Origin of the sequence: Paraburkholderia phenoliruptrix (genome assembly GCF_902859825.1) — a bacterium.
Classification (GTDB): domain Bacteria; phylum Pseudomonadota; class Gammaproteobacteria; order Burkholderiales; family Burkholderiaceae; genus Paraburkholderia; species Paraburkholderia phenoliruptrix.
Genome location: NZ_CADIKB010000035.1, coordinates 1 through 14,950 on the forward strand (window position 1 = coordinate 1; position 14,950 = coordinate 14,950).

The following is a 14,950-nucleotide window of genomic DNA, read 5'->3' on the forward strand; positions in this document are numbered from 1 at the left end:
GGCGATGTCGAGAATGTCGTAGCCGCGATAGTGCAGGTCGTTGCCGGTCTTGCCGACGGTGCACAGCGCCGTGTTGCCCGCGGTCACGCCGGACAGCGCGACGGACTTTTTCGGTTTGAACGCGCCTGCGTTTGCCGTGTTCGCGCTGTTGTCTGCTTCGCTCATCGGTGTGTCTCCAGATGCTTTGGGGGGTTGGGTTGACCGCGGCCTTAAACGCAAGGAATGGGCCACCGCTGCTGGCATACGCTAAGTGCCTGATTTGGCAAACGAGTTCTGTGCACCCTGGCCGTCGCCGTTTCACAAGCGAAATGGCCGCATTTCATTTTTGAAACGCAAGCGCGCATAATACGCGGACCTTCACCTTCGCACACACCCTTTCGCGAGTTGCAACCGTGAGCACCCCACCGTTCGACGCCGCCCCGCGCCCGCGCATCTGGGCGCTCAGCATCAGCCGCCTGCGCGATCTCTTTCTCGACATCGCCGGCGAATATGGGGAGCGCGCCGATTTGCGCATTGTCGCGCGAGGCTTCGAAGACGCCGTCCGCGAAATCGAAGCCGCCGGCGCGGGACGCCCCGACGTCGTCATTGCCGGCGGCTCGAACGGCGCGTATCTGAAGACGCGCGTCGCCGTGCCGGTCGTCATGATCACCCCAACGGGTTTCGACGTGATGCATGCGCTCGCCCGCGCCCGCCGCGACGGCGCGAAGGTCGCGCTGGTCATGCACGGCGACACGCCCGACGAAGTGCGCCGTTTCGTCGCCGCATTCGGGCTCGACGTGACGTTCGCCTCGCACCAATCCGCGCAGGACGCGGAGAGCGTCGTGCTGGACCTGCGCGATCGCGGCATCGACGTGGTGGTCGGCCCCGGACTCGTCACCGACCTCGCCGCGAACGCCGGCATGGGCGCGGTGTTCCTGTACTCACGCGCTTCGGTGCGCGCCGGCTTCGAGACCGCGCTCGAAGTTGCGCAGGCCACGCGGCGCGAAACGCTACGCCGGCAGCGGCTCGACAATCTGCTGCAACATCTGCGTGACGGCGTCGTCGCGCTCGACGCCGAAGGACGCGTCGAGGCGATGAACCAGCGCCTTGCCGCCGTGCTCGGCATCGACGCGGCGAATGCAGCCGGCCGGGCGCTGCTCGAACTCGCGCCGGATCTCGCCGGCAGCCTGCCCGACTCGGACGGCGACGCGTTCTGCACCGTGCGCGGCGCGAGCTACGTCGTGCATCGCGGACCGCTTGCGAGCGGCGGCGCGGCGGCGGGCACCGTGTTGACGTTTCAGGAGTCGCGCGCGGTCGAGCGGCTCGACCGGACGCTGCGCTCGCGTCAGCGCGTGCAGCAGTTCAGCGCGCGTTACCGGCTGGAAGAAATGGTGGGCGCCTCCGAACCCATGCAACGCGTGCGCGCGCTCGTGCAGCGTTACGCGAGGTCCGACGCGACCGTGCTGATTCTCGGCGAGAGCGGCACCGGCAAGGAAATGGTCGCGCAGAGCATGCATCAGTTGAGCGCGCGGCGCGACTTCGCGTTCGTCGCGATCAATTGCGGCGCGTTTCCGGAGGCCTTGCTGGAAAGCGAACTGTTCGGCTACGAAGAAGGCGCGTTCACCGGCGCGCGCAAAGGCGGCAAGGCGGGGCTGATCGAAGTCGCGCATCGCGGCACCCTGTTTCTCGACGAAATCGGCGAGATGCCGCTGTCATTGCAAAGCCGTTTGCTGCGCGTGTTGCAGGAGCGCGAAGTCGTGCGGCTCGGCTCGACGGAACCGACGCGCGTCGACATTCGCGTGATCGCCGCGACACATCGCGCGCTGACCGAGGGGATCGAAGCGGGCCGCTTTCGCGCCGATCTCTACTACCGGCTCAACATTTTGAGCATTGCGCTGCCGCCGCTGCGCGAGCGTCCAACGGATCTGCTGCCGCTCGCCGTCGAATTGCTCCTGCAAGCCGCGGCACGCGAGCCGAGACTCGCCGCGCGACTGCCCGACGCCGCTGCCGCCGAACGCGTTCTCGCCGCGCTCGCCGAGCCGTTGCAGCGTTACGCATGGCCGGGCAATGTGCGCGAGTTACAAAACGTGATCGAACGGATTGCCGTGGAGCTGGCGGAGATGGAGACGGACGCCGACCCGGAAACCGGCAGCGAAGCGCTCATCACGCGAGACATGTTGCGCAGCATCGCGCCGGAAATCGCGGAGCCGCCGCACTCGCGGGCGAAGAAAGCCGCATTGACACTACGCGAGCGCAGCCGTCATGTGGAAGCCGACGAGATCCGTGCCGCGCTCGCCGCGCATGACGGCGACCGCGATGCGGTGTGCGACGCGCTCGGCATCAGCAAGACGACGTTATGGCGGAAGCTGAACGCGGCGCGTTAGTCTTCTTCACGGCGGCTGCGCCATGCTTGCCGGCATTGGCCGCCGCGCGCGCGATGAACATGCTCGGCGTCATGCCGCAGCATCGCTTGAAATGCCTGCCGAAATGGCTCTGGTCGAAGAAGCCGACCTCGGTCGCGACCACGGAGCCGGGCACGCCTTCGAGCAGCAGCGTCTGCGCCCGCTGAATGCGCACGCCGCACAAATAGCGATACGGCGAGGAGCCGTATTGCTGCCGGAACACGGTCGCGAAACGCGACACGCTGAGCGCGGACAGCGCCGCGAGTTGAGCGAGGGTCACGGGCTCGTTGAAATGCGCTTCGATAAAAGCCCGCGCGGCATTGAGGCTGATGGACTGTTTCATGACGTCACGATGCTCGGGCGGGGCGCCGCCTCTTTGGCAAAACGCTGAATGGAAAATCGGTCGAGCGAAATCGGCGTGCTGCCTCTATCGACGAGCTCCGCCAACGTCTCGCCCACGCCCGGACCGATCTGAAAACCGGAGCCGCTGAAGCCGAACGCATAGAAGAGCCCATCCACCTTGCTGCTCGGACCGATCACTGGTTCGCTATCGGGCAGATAACTTTCGACACCGCTCCACACGCGAATCACATGCAGCGGCGCGAGCGCGGGCACGAGCCGGCGCATTTGCGCAAGCTGGCGCACGGTGTTGTGGGGCAGCACCGACGCGCGGCTCGTCGCAGCATCGGCCGGCCCCGCAGGCCCGCCGCCGACGATGATGTTGCCGCGCGGAATCTGCCGGAAGTAAATGCTCTCCTGCTTGATGGACGTAAACACGCCCATCGACGATTTGAAAATGTACGGCACCGGCTCGGTCACACACATTTGCGGCCCGCTCACGGCAAGCGGCGCGCCTTCGCCGAACTGTTCGGTGAGGCGCGTGGCCCACGCGCCCGCGCAGATCACCAGTTGTGCCGCGCGGTACACGTCGCCGCGCGCGCTCTCCACGCGAAAGCGGTCGCCGTCTTTTTCGACGTGCACGATCTCTGTATTCTCGATCACCTGCGCGCCGAGCCGCGCCGCCGCGCGTCCGAACGCGGGCGCGGCGAGGCGCGGATTCGCGTGGCCGTCGAGCGGCGAAATGGACGCCGCCAGCACTTCGCGTCCGAGAAACGGGAAGCGCTCGAACATAGCCTTGCCATGCAGCACTTCGAGCTCGAGCCCGTAAGCGCGCGCGTCGATCGCATACTGCTCGAAATGCTCGACGTCCTTCTCGTGATAGCACACGCGCGTATGGCCGACCGGCAGGAACTCCACGTCCTCGCCGAGCAGTTCCGCCGAACGCTGCCAGGTGCGCAGCGCGCGATTGGCCATGGCAAGCTGCGGCAGCGCGCGCCCCTGACGCCGAATGCCGCCGAAATTAACGCCGCTCGCCTGCTGTCCGGTGAGCCCGCGCTCAAGCAGGATGACCGAGCGATTGCGCCCGCGCAGAAAAAACGCGGTCGTCGTGCCCATGATGCCGCCGCCGATCACGATGACGTCGGCTTCGTTGCGCGCCGCGCTCATTGCGTGACCTCCTCGGTGAGCGCAACGGGCAGCGGCTTGACGGGCGCCTGACCGCGCAGCCGTCCCACGGAAGCAAGCGGCACGCACGCCGCCGCCGCGATGACTTCCGCGCCCGCATGACCACAATAACGTCCCTGGCAACGGCCCATGCCGACGCGCGAAAACGCCTTCGCGCGGTTGGCTTCCGTGGCACCGGCTTCGCGAACGACGCGGCGCAGTTCGCCTGCCGTGATCGCTTCGCAGCGGCAGACAATCGTTTCGTCGGGCAGGGCCGCCGCGAACTTCGCCGGCCATGGAAACGCCTCGCGCAAGCCCGCGGCAAAGCGCGAAAAGCGCGCGAGCTCGGCTCGCAAACCGTCCATATCGCCGATGCCGGCCGCTTGCACGCCGTGGTCCTGCAGCGCGGCAAGCGCCGCGAGGCGGCCCGCACGTTCGGCAGCGTCGGCGCCGCGCACGCGCGCGCCGTCGCCGGCCAGATACACGCCCTTTACGCTGCTGCGGCCGTCGCCGTCGATGGCGGGAAGCCACTGCTTTGTATCGTCGTCGAAAATGAAGCCACAGCCGGCGAGATCTGCGAGCTGCGTTTCAGGGCGCAAGTGATAGCCGAGCGTGACCGCATCGCAGGGGAATTCCAGGCGTTTGCCGCGAGGCAACGCGACTTTCACGCCGCTCACGCCCGTTTCCGGCGAGCCCTTTATCTCGAGCGGCTGCACGCCTCTATAAACCGGCACGCGCGCTTTCGACAGCACACGCGTCAACGCAAGGCCTTTTTTCAGCACGGCAGGAAGGGCGAGGAGACGCGGCAGCGCGGTCAGGCGCTGCATGAACCTGGACGTGTCAAGCACGGCGGCGATCTGCGCGCCCGCCTTCACGTATTGCGCGGACACGAGATAGAGCAGCGGCCCGCTGCCCATCATGACGATGCGCGAGCCGATCGCGCAGCCCTGCGATTTGAGTGCCACCTGTGCGCCGCCCAGGCTGTAGGTGCCCGCCTGATGCCAGCCTCTCACCGGCATGAGCCGGTCGGTCGCGCCGCTGCAAATGATCAGCGCGTCGAACGGCAGCGTGCCGTAGCGCGTCCCGCTGACCGTGTGTACTTCGTTCGCCGAAATATTCCACACAAGCGTTTCCGGCCGATAGTCGATGCGGCCCTTCAGCACGTCGAAGCTCTGATGCAACGCAGCCGCGCGCGCCGCCTCCGTGCCGTACAGCGTGTCGTAGCTGCGCGAAAAGCCGTCCGGTTGACGGCGGTAAATCTGGCCGCCGTCGCGCCGGCCTTCGTCGATCACCGTGGGGCGCAGGCCCGCCTCGACGCAGGCCTGTGCCGCGCGCACTCCGGCAGGCCCCGCGCCGACGATGATTACGCGCGTGGCCATACGCCCTCCCCCGCATCGGCGAGTCTCGTCACGATCGACATGCCCGGCGCAGCCGGCGTGCTGCAGGCGCGCAGGCGCTCGCCTTGCGCAGTCCAGACCCAGCAGTCCTGGCACGCGCCCATCAGGCAGAAGCCGGCGCGGCGGCCGTCGCCGAATTCGGAATCGCGCAGCGTGCTGCCGCTCGTGAGCAGCGCGACCATCAGCGTGTCGCCTTCGGCGGCCTCGCGCGTCACGCCGTCGACGGTGATCGGAAAAGTCTTGCGACCCGTTTCCGCGAGCCGCGCAAATCGCTGGTTCATGCGGGGATCGTCTCCAGATTCTGCAACCGGCTCAGCTCCGCCGCCGAGTGATGGCACAGAATCTCCGCGCCGGAAGGCAGCTTCTTCAGCGAGGGCGGCGTGACGTTGCATACGCCGTCGATACGCACCGGACAACGCGCGCGGAAGGAACACAGCTCGGGCACGGCGGCGCTCTCGCCCATCGCGGGCAATGCGCACGCGGCGACGTGCCGGCGTGCGTCGAGCCAGCCGGGTTTCAGTTCGGGCACCGAATCGACCAGCAAGCCCGTGTAGGGGTGATACGGCGGCGCGGCGAGCACGTCGCGCTGTCCCGCTTCCACGCGCTGGCCTGCGTATAGCACGATGACTTCGTCGCAAATTGCGCGCACAGTCGAAATATCGTGGCTGATGAACATGTACGACACGCCCAGCTCGCGGCGCAATTCGGCGAGCAGATCGAGGATCGCGGCGCCGACCACCGTATCGAGCGCGGACGTCACCTCGTCGCAGAGAATCAGCGCGGGATCGGCGGCGAGCGCGCGCGCCAGGTTCACGCGCTGCTTCTGGCCGCCGGAGAGCCCAGCCGGCGTGCGCGTCGCAATGGAGGCCGGCAGCTTGACCAGATCGAGCAGCGCGAGCATGCGCTTCTTCGCGGCCGCGCCGCGCAGATGGTGATAGAACGCGAGCGGCCGGGCGAGAATATCCGCGATCGAATGACTCGGGTTCAGCGCGGTATCGGCGTTCTGGAACACGATCTGAATCTGCCGGTACTGCTCGGGCGTGCGGCCGGATAGTTGCGCGGGCAACGGCTCGCCGTTGAACAGCACTTCGCCGCGCGCCCGGTCGACGAGACCCGCCACCACGCGCGCCAGTGTCGTCTTGCCCGAACCCGATTCGCCGATCACGCCGAGCGCGCTGCCGCGCGGGATGGTGAGACTCACGTCGTCGAGCACGCGCACGGCGGGCACGCCGTTACGGTCGATGCGGCCATAGCCCGCCGACAGTCCGCGGATTTCGAGGAGCGGCGGCACGGGTTCGGCGCCGTCCTTTGGTACACCGAACGATGCCTCCGGGCGGCGCGTCGCGGCCAGCAACTGGCGCGTGTAGGCATCCACCGGCGCATCGAGCACCTGCGCGACCGCGCCGTTTTCCTTCACCGCGCCGCCGTTGAGCACGACGATGCGGTCGGCCATCTGCGCGACGACGGCCAGATCGTGCGACACATACACGGCTGTCGTGCCGAGTTCGCGCACCACCTTCTTGAACGCCGCGAGCACTTCGATCTGCGTGGTCACGTCGAGCGCGGTGGTCGGTTCGTCGAACACGACGACAGCCGGGTCGGTGATCAACGCCATCGCCGCCATCAAACGCTGCAGTTGGCCGCCGGACACCTGATGCGGATAGCGCTCGCCGATCGTCTCCGGCGCGGGCAGCGCAAGCGCGCGAAAGAGGCCGATCGCCTTGGTGCGTGCGGCTTCCTTGCTCATCAACTGATGCAGCAGCGCGGGCTCCGTCACCTGATCCATGATCGTGCGCGCCGGATTGAAGCCCGCGGCCGCACTCTGCGCGACATACGCGACGGTGCGCGCGCGCAACGCGCGGCGGCCTTGCGCATCGAGTGCAAGCACATCCACGTCGCCGATTCGTACCGAGCCGCCGCTGATCGAGCAGCCCGCACGCGCATAGCCGAGCAGCGACAACGCGATGGTCGTCTTGCCTGAACCCGATTCGCCGATCAGCGCGAGCACCTCGCCCTTCTTCACCGAAAAGTCGACGCCCTTGACGATCTCCGTCACCGGCCCGTGCGCCGCGCCCGCGACGACACGCAGCCCCTTTACTTCAATCATGTCGTGCTCGGCCATCATGCGTCTCCGTGGCTACGGCTGCGACGCCGCAAGTTGTCGATCAGCAGGTTCATGCCGATGGTGAGCGTGGCGATCGCGACGGCCGGCATCAACACGGCAGGCGCGCCTTCGGACAGGCCGCCGATGTTCTCGCGCACGAGCGAGCCCCAGTCCGCATTCGGCGGCTGCACGCCGAGACCGAGGAAGCTCAGGCCGCTCAGCAACAGCACGATGAACACGAAGCGCAGGCCGAAATCTGCGAGCATCGGGTGAATCATGTTCGGCAAGACCTCGACACGCGCGATGTACAGCAACCCTTCGCCGCGGGCGCGGGCGACCTGCACGTATTCGAGTCCCATCAGATTCAATGCGAGGGAACGCGAGATGCGGAATGCGCCGGGAATGTAGGCAAGCGCCGCGACCGTCGTGAGCATCGGGATCGACGAACCGAATGCGGCGATCACGACGAGCGCGAGCACCTTGCTCGGAATGGAGATGAGCGCATCGAACAGGCGGCTCAGCCCCTCGTCAACCCATCTGCCCGAGACTGCCGCAAGCAGTCCGAAGAATGTGCCGACGGTGCTCGCGAGCATGGCCGCCGCGAGCGCGAGGCCGACCGTGTAGCGCGCGCCGTAGAGAATCCGGCTCAACATGTCGCGGCCGAGATAGTCGGTGCCGAGCGGATACGCCGCGCTGTAACGGCCGAAAATTTCCGTGGAGGTCAGCGCACCGCCTTTGTACGGCGCGACGAGCGGCCCGACGAACGCGACCAGCAGCCAGAACAGCACGATCACGAGGCCGAGCAGGCCGAGCACGGAAAAGCGCTGCACGAGCCGTTGCAGCGTGTTCAGGCGAACGGGCGAAGTATCGACAACCGGCGCTTCGGCGACGGCCTCGTCGCGGCTCACGTCGTACAGTTCGGTGCCCGCGTGCGGGACGGGGGGGTGGGTAGGTCGGCTAATCATCGACGCAGCCTCGGGTTGGATACGATTTGACACAGGTCCGCGATCAGCACGAGCGCGAGATACGCGGCGCAGAACACCATCACGCAGCCTTGCACGAGCGGCATGTCGCGGTTCGTCACGGCGTCGACCATCAGGCTCGCAAGGCCCGGATAGTTGAAGATGGATTCCACGATCACCACGCCGCCGAACAGATACGACAGGCTCAGCGCGACCGCGTTGGCAATCGGCCCGACGGTGTTGGGCAGCACATGGCGCAACACCACGCGCACCGGTGAGGCACCCTTGAGGATGGCCATTTCCACATACGACGAGTTCAACTGGTCGAGCACCGCGGCGCGCGTCATGCGCGCCATCTGCGCGACGATCACGCAGCACAGCGTCATGACCGGCATCGCGTAGATACGCAGCAGCGCGCCGAACGAATTCACCTCGGACAGATATGACAGCGCCGGCAGCCAGCGCAGCTTGACCGCAAAGATCAGCACCGCGATGGTCGCGACGAGAAACTCGGGCACCGCCACCGTCGAAAGCGTCAGCACGTTGAGCACGCGATCGAGCAGCGAGCCGCGAAACATCGCGGACGTAATGCCGATCAGAAGCGCGATCGGCACCGACACCACCGCGGTCAAGCCGGCAAGCACGAGCGAGTTCGGCAGGCGCGTAGCGATCAGCTCGCTGACGGGCAGATTGTTCGACATCGACGTGCCGAAGTTGCCGGTGACGATATGAAGGAGCCATTCGCCGTAGCGTTGCAGCGCCGGTTGATCGAGCCCGAACTGGTGCCGCAATGCGGCGACGGCCTCGGGCGTGGCCGCCTGACCGAGCGCCTGCTGCGCGGCGTCGCCGGGAAGCAGCCCCGTCACGCCGAACACGATGGCCGACACCAGCAGCAGCGTGAGCAGCGCGAGGCCGAGGCGCGCGGCGATGAGTCGTTGCGCGTGTGCTTTCATTGAAAGTCGCCTCCTTCTTGAAGCATGCGCGCCGCGTCGAAGCGGCGCGCCAGTGCATGTATTACGCGTATTGCGGGGACTGGCGCTCCGACCCGGCGAGCCGAAGCGCCTTCACTTCACGTTACGCCTCTAGCCAGACGTTTTCCGCGAAGGCAAAACCCATCAGACCGGCAAGCGGGATCGAACCGAGTCCCTTCAGCTTACTCGTATAGCCGTCGAGCGAGCTATGAAAGAGCGGAATACCGATGCCGCCGTTTTCGTGCACGAGCACCTGCATGTCGCCGTAGATCTTTTTGCGCTTCCCGTCGTCCGGTTCGCCGCGTGCGGCCACGAGCATCTGGTCGAATTTCGGGTTCTTCCAGTTGGCCTCGTTCCACGGTGCGTCGGATTTGAAGAACTGCGTGAAGAGCACGTCCGCGCTCGGGCGCGCATTGATGTTGCCGAAGCCGAGCGGATGCTTCATCCAGTGATTGGACCAGTAGCCGTCAGCGGGCACGCGGCTCACCTGCAGATTGAGGCCCGCGCGCGGCGCCGCCTGTTGCAGCAGCATGGCCATTTCGACGGACCCGTCGGCTGCCGGCGACGCATAGACCTGCAGCGGCGTCGAGCCGAGCTTGGCCTTCTGGAAATAGAACTTGGCCTTGTCGGGATCGAACGCGCGTTGCGGCAGGCCGGCGAGATAGTACTTGTTGGTCGGGTCGATCGGCTGATCGTTGCCGATCGCGCCGTAGCCGCGAAACACCGAGCGGCGGATCTGCTCGCGGTCCAGCAGGTACATCATGCCGCGGCGGAAATCGTCGTTGCCGGTGAGGCCGCCCTCGTCGCGGACAATCAGGTCCGTGTAGCCGCCCGTCTTCGTTTCGAGCACCTTGAAACCCGGCGCCGTCTTCAGGCGTTCAGCGGAATTCGGCGTGAGGCCGTTGATCAGTTGCACGTCGCCCGAAAGCAAGGCGTTCACGCGCGCCGATTCGTCGCCGATACCGATCAGCTCGATCTCGTCGAGATACGGCATGCCCGGCTTCCAGTACTTGTCGTTTCTCACGCCGACCGTGCGCACGCCCGGCGAGAATTCCTTGAGCTTGTACGGACCCGTGCCCACGGCCGTTTTGAAATCGCTCGTGCCGTCCTTGATGATGAGGAAGTGCGACGTGGCCAGAATCACCGGCAGGTCGGCATTCGCGCCTTCGAGCGTGATGGTCACTTCGTTCGGGCCGGTGGCCTTCACTTCCTTCACCTGATCGGCAATGGTCTTTGCCTTCGAAGCCGTCGCCGGGTCCTTATGGCGCATGATCGAATAGACCACGTCGGCGGGCGCGAGCGACTTGCCGTCGTGGAACTGCACGCCGCTGCGCAGCTTCACGACCCACACGGTCGCGTCCTTGGTGTCGATCGATTCGGCCAGCGCCATCTTCGCGCCGAGGTGCGAGTCGAGCTCGGTCAAGCCGTTGTAGAACATGTTGCAGCGCACGTAGTCGGTGCTGAGCGCGCCCTTCGCGGGATCGAGCGTGTCGGCTGCGGAAGCCGACTGCGTCGCCACGCGAATCTTGCCGCCCTGCTTCGGCCTGGCTTGCGCGAACGCCGCGCCGCTGGCCGCGAGCAGACCCGTGCCCGTCATCGACATCATCCCGGCCGCGGCCATCGCGCGCAGCACGTCGCGCCGCGAGGCGCCTTTCGCTGTCATTTGCTCGAGCCGGTCGCCGAGGTCATGAGCGCCATGTGGTGAGTTTTCCTTATTCATCGAACTTCTCCGCGAGGATGGGCAGTTGTGAGGGCTGCGTGGGGTTGATCGGCGACTGCAACAGCGGCACTGCAACGACGGATGCAACAGCGGGACTTCAGTAGAAAATGTCCTTGATACGGTAATACGTGCCCACGAGCGGCAGGAACCAGGGCTTACCGGTGTGTCCCGGAATGGCTGCCCACTCGGACTCGTCCCATGGGTTGCGATCCGCGCGGCCGTCCATCACATCGGCCATCACCTGGCCCATGTGCGTGGACATCTGCGTGCCGTGGCCGCTGTAGCCCATCGAAAAATAGAGGCCGTCGTGCTGCCCGGCATGCGGCAGGCGATCCGCGCTGATGTCGACGAGGCCGCCCCAGCAATAGTCGATGCGCGCCGTGGCGAGCGTCGGAAACATCGCGGCAAGACCCTGCTGCAAGATGCGCCCGCTCCTGGCGTCCGAAGGCCGTTCGGAGGCCGTGAAGCGCGCGCGGCCGCCGAACAGCAGGCGCGAATCCGGCGTCACGCGGAAATAGTTGTGCATGAGGCGCGTGGTCGTGTAGGCGCGCCGCTTCGGCAGCAACTGCGCGAGCAATGCGGGCGCGAGCGGCTCCGTCACGACGATGAACGAGCCGACCGGCGCAAGGCGCCGCCGGTACCAGCCGAACGGTCCGTGCCGCGAAGGTCCGGTTGCGATCAACACCTGCTTCGCGCGCACTTCCCCGCGCGTGGTGATCACGCGGTGTGCGCCGCTCTCTTTCACGATCGACGTAACGGCCGCGTGTTCATACAGCTTCGCGCCGCGCCGGACCGCGGCTTCGGCGAGTCCGACCGCGAACCTGCCCATATGCATCTGGCCGCCATGACGTTGCAGCAGGCCGCCGTAAAAGCTGTCCGACTGCACCTCGCCGCGAATGCGTTCGCCGTCGATCAGCTCGATGTCGGTGTCGACCGTGCGGCGAATGAGTTCCGCGGTCTTCTCCAGATGCGCGAGATGATGCGGCTTCGACGCCAGCTTCAGCTTGCCGGTCGCGACGTAATCGCAGTCGATCTGCTCTTCGCCGATCAGCCGCTCCACCGTATCGACCGCGTCCGAATACGCGCGATAACACGCGCTCGCGCGCTCGATACCCAGTTGCGCAGCGAGCGCGGCGAAGTCTTGCGCCACGCCCGTGTTCACCTGGCCGCCATTGCGGCCCGAGGCACCGCCGCCCACACGCCCCGCGTCCACCACCGTGACGGACGCGCCGCGCTTGCCGAGCGCCTGAGCCGCCGACAAGCCGGTGAAGCCCGCGCCGATCACCACCACGTCGGCGTGGCCGTCAACCGGACCTTCGCAGGCCGCGGCGAACGGCGGCGCGGTGTCGAGCCAGTAGGAATCGAGCTTCATCCTGTGCATGTCCATGGTTGCAGGGGCCGGCGACGGCGTGCCCGTCGAGCGCTTACAGGTCGGCTTGCCAGCCGCGTTACAGGCCGAGTTCGGCGGCCAGTTGCGGAATGTCGTTCACTTCGTAGTACTGGTAATACGGCGTCGACGGTTCATGGCCGCGGTTGATGAAGGCCTTGTGCTTGACGCCCATGTCGTGCACCGTCATCAGGTCGTAGCGCAGGCTCGACGACACGTGCAGCACGTCTTCCGGATTGCAGTTGAGCTTGTCGAACATGTACTCGAAGCCTTGCATGCGCGGCTTGTACGATTGCGCCTGCTCGGCGGTGAAAACGGCATGGAACGGCGCGCCGAGCTTGTCCACGTTGCTCTGGATCTGGTCGTTCGACGCATTCGACAGAATCACCAGCTTGTACTTCTTCGCAAGACGCGACAGACCTTCCGGCACGTCGGGATGCGGGCCCCACGTCGGCACGGCTTCGTAGATCTGTTGCGCGCCGGCTTCGTTGAATTCGACGTTCAGGCGCGCGCAGGCACGGCGCAGCGCATTGACCACCACCTCGCGATACGGCTTCCATGCACCCAGCACTTCGTCGCGACGATAGCCCGCGTAGAAAGCGACCAGTTTTTCCAGGTCGTCGGCCTTCAGGAGGTGGCCGTACTGCTCGCGCGTCATCTCGGCCATGCGGAAGCGGGTCAGCGTGCCGTAGCAGTCGAAGGTGATGTATTTCGGTTCGAATTCGATCATGGTGCAGTCCTATCGGGGTGGTGAACTCGCGTCGAGCTCATTGGCGAAAACAGCAACTAAAGCTTGTTCCTGTAAAGGATTTAATCAGCGCAAAAACATAGATGTTCCTGATTCGCGCGCTGCCGGTGACACAAACCATGCGTTTTGAGGCCATTGCGCAGCACAGTCTGCCGTGCTCCGGCGAAACCCTTATCGACCCTGTCCGCCCTTACCCGGTCTGGGTTTGCGGGCATCGTGAAGGGCGCGTGTCACTGCCGCAGATCGATCAGCACGCTCTTGAACCGCAGGTTGGCCTCGTAGGCCTGCGGCCCCAGATCCTTGCCGATGCCCGAGCGTTTGTAGCCGCCCGTCGGGATCATGAAGTCGGAGGTGCGGCCATAGCGGTTCACCCATACGGTGCCCGCCTCCAGACCGCGCACGAAGCGCAGTGCCCGGCCGAGGTCTGCCGTATGCACGCCGGCAGCAAGCCCGTACTCGGGATGCTGCGCGAGCGCGAGCGCTTCTTCTTCGGTGTCGAAGGTTTGCAGCGTGAGGACCGGGCCGAACACTTCCTCGCGCACGGCCTCGGACTGGGCCGTGACATCGGTGAGCAAGGTCGGCGTATAGAACGCGCCCGCGGCTGCACCGCTCACCTGCGCGCGCCTGCCGCCATGGCACAAGGTCGCGCCCGCACCCAGCGTGCGCCCCACAATGCTTTCGATGCGCGCCGCCTGCGGCTCGGAAATGATCGGCGACAGCGTCGTGCCGGCAGCCCAGGTCGCGCCCGGCCGCAGTTCGGCAAAAACCCTGCCGATGCGCTCGGCGAGCGGCTCAGCGAGGCTGCGCTCGACCAGCAGCCGCGAGCCCGCCACGCACACCTGCCCGGCGTTGCCGGTGATCGCGCCCGCGATGCGCCGCGCCACGTCGTCAAGACGCGGCGCGTCGGCGAACACGATCTGCGGGCTCTTGCCGCCCAGCTCCAGCGTGACCGGCTTGGTGCCGCTCGCGGCGCACGCCGCCATGATGGCCGCGCCGGTGCGCGTCGAGCCGGTGAACGTGACCTTGCTGATTTTCGGATGACGCACGAGCTCGTCGCCGGTTATGCGGCCGTCGCCCTGGATCACGTTGAAGATGCCGGCCGGCACCCCCGCCTGCACGGCGAGTTCGGCGAGGCGCAGCACCGAAAAAGGCGTCATCTCCGAAGGCTTGAGCACGACCGCGTTGCCGGCGGCGAGCGCGGGCGCGATCTTCCACGAAGCCATGACGAGCGGGAAGTTCCATGGCGCGATGGCGCCGATCACGCCGTATGGCTCGGCGATCGTCATGCCGAGATGATCGTGGTCGGTGGCCGCGACGTCGCCGCCCAGCTTGTCGGCGAACTCCGCATAGAAGCGAATGCCCTCGGCGGTGAACGGCACGTCCCACGCCACGGCCTGGGCGACCGGGCGCGTGGAGCCGAGCGCCTCCAGGCGGCCGAGCGCGGGCGCCTCGGCTTCCACCAGATCGGCAAAGCGGCGCATGATCTTCGCGCGCTCGCGCGGCGCCATGCGGGCCCAGCCGCTGGTACGGAACGCCTGCCACGCGTTCTCGACCGCTCGATCCACCATGTCGGCGTCGGCGACCGGCACGCTCGCGTAGACCACGCCGTCGGACGGCCGCGCCACCTCCAGGCGGCGCGCGCCCGCGTTGCCGTCCACATACTGGCCGCCGATGAAATGGCCGCTGCGAATCGCGACATCGTCAGGATTGAAGCTGTCCATGAGAAAGTGTCCTGAGAAAATGACCTTTGGATGGAAACCGCGCGCGGCGCAGCATC

Annotated in this window: 12 protein-coding genes and 1 pseudogene; 1 reads left to right on the plus strand and 12 read right to left on the minus strand. The window is 66.4% G+C overall.

The window, feature by feature from the left end:
* Window positions 1–165, minus strand: a pseudogene (locus HV711_RS25885) (2-methylcitrate synthase); the annotation flags it as partial.
* Window positions 166–392: 227 nt separating this feature from the next.
* Between HV711_RS25885 and prpR the strand changes: the two are divergent.
* Window positions 393–2,363 carry a propionate catabolism operon regulatory protein PrpR gene (prpR, locus tag HV711_RS25890; protein ID WP_035478873.1) on the plus strand — a complete coding sequence of 657 codons (1,971 nt, stop codon included), beginning with the start codon at window positions 393–395 and terminating at the stop codon, window positions 2,361–2,363.
* On the opposite strand, the gene HV711_RS25895 is transcribed toward prpR, so the two are convergent.
* The 11 genes from HV711_RS25895 to HV711_RS25945 all read right to left on the minus strand — a co-directional run bounded on the left by HV711_RS25895 (window position 2,320) and on the right by HV711_RS25945 (window position 14,894).
* Window positions 2,320–2,724 (minus strand): helix-turn-helix domain-containing protein, encoded by a 405-nt coding sequence (locus tag HV711_RS25895; protein WP_013591619.1) that lies wholly within the window; start codon window positions 2,722–2,724, stop codon window positions 2,320–2,322. The two genes, prpR and HV711_RS25895, sit on opposite strands and share 44 nt — an antisense overlap.
* The gene (locus HV711_RS25900; RefSeq protein WP_028362540.1) at window positions 2,721–3,887 is read right to left on the minus strand and encodes an NAD(P)/FAD-dependent oxidoreductase; all 1,167 of its coding nucleotides are present in this window, start codon (window positions 3,885–3,887) and stop codon (window positions 2,721–2,723) included. Before HV711_RS25900 ends, HV711_RS25895 begins: the two co-directional genes overlap by 4 nt.
* Window positions 3,884–5,263, minus strand: coding sequence for an FAD/NAD(P)-dependent oxidoreductase (locus HV711_RS25905; protein WP_035478870.1), 1,380 nt, complete (start codon window positions 5,261–5,263; stop codon window positions 3,884–3,886). The genes HV711_RS25900 and HV711_RS25905 overlap by 4 nt, the downstream gene beginning before the upstream one ends.
* Complete coding sequence (locus HV711_RS25910) at window positions 5,248–5,562, minus strand: (2Fe-2S)-binding protein (protein ID WP_013591616.1); 315 nt, start codon at window positions 5,560–5,562, stop codon at window positions 5,248–5,250. The genes HV711_RS25905 and HV711_RS25910 overlap by 16 nt, the downstream gene beginning before the upstream one ends.
* On the minus strand, window positions 5,559–7,403 hold the full coding sequence (locus tag HV711_RS25915; RefSeq protein ID WP_035478867.1) for an ABC transporter ATP-binding protein: 1,845 nt from the start codon (window positions 7,401–7,403) through the stop codon (window positions 5,559–5,561). The genes HV711_RS25910 and HV711_RS25915 overlap by 4 nt, the downstream gene beginning before the upstream one ends.
* Window positions 7,403–8,350, minus strand: coding sequence for an ABC transporter permease (locus HV711_RS25920; RefSeq protein ID WP_028362536.1), 948 nt, complete (start codon window positions 8,348–8,350; stop codon window positions 7,403–7,405). Before HV711_RS25920 ends, HV711_RS25915 begins: the two co-directional genes overlap by 1 nt.
* Window positions 8,347–9,300, minus strand: a complete 954-nt coding sequence (locus HV711_RS25925) for an ABC transporter permease (RefSeq protein WP_013591613.1) — start codon at window positions 9,298–9,300, stop codon at window positions 8,347–8,349. Before HV711_RS25925 ends, HV711_RS25920 begins: the two co-directional genes overlap by 4 nt.
* A gap of 121 nt (window positions 9,301–9,421) precedes the next feature.
* The gene (locus HV711_RS25930) at window positions 9,422–11,038 is read right to left on the minus strand and encodes an ABC transporter substrate-binding protein (RefSeq protein ID WP_035478864.1); all 1,617 of its coding nucleotides are present in this window, start codon (window positions 11,036–11,038) and stop codon (window positions 9,422–9,424) included.
* A gap of 97 nt (window positions 11,039–11,135) precedes the next feature.
* The gene (locus HV711_RS25935) at window positions 11,136–12,410 is read right to left on the minus strand and encodes an NAD(P)/FAD-dependent oxidoreductase (protein ID WP_035478861.1); all 1,275 of its coding nucleotides are present in this window, start codon (window positions 12,408–12,410) and stop codon (window positions 11,136–11,138) included.
* A gap of 76 nt (window positions 12,411–12,486) precedes the next feature.
* Window positions 12,487–13,155 (minus strand): haloacid dehalogenase type II, encoded by a 669-nt coding sequence (locus tag HV711_RS25940; protein ID WP_013591610.1) that lies wholly within the window; start codon window positions 13,153–13,155, stop codon window positions 12,487–12,489.
* A 248-nt stretch (window positions 13,156–13,403) separates the two neighbouring features.
* Window positions 13,404–14,894: an aldehyde dehydrogenase family protein gene (locus HV711_RS25945; protein WP_035478858.1), complete on the minus strand. Its 1,491-nt coding sequence runs from the start codon at window positions 14,892–14,894 to the stop codon at window positions 13,404–13,406.
* Between the last annotated feature and the right edge of the window lie 56 nt (window positions 14,895–14,950).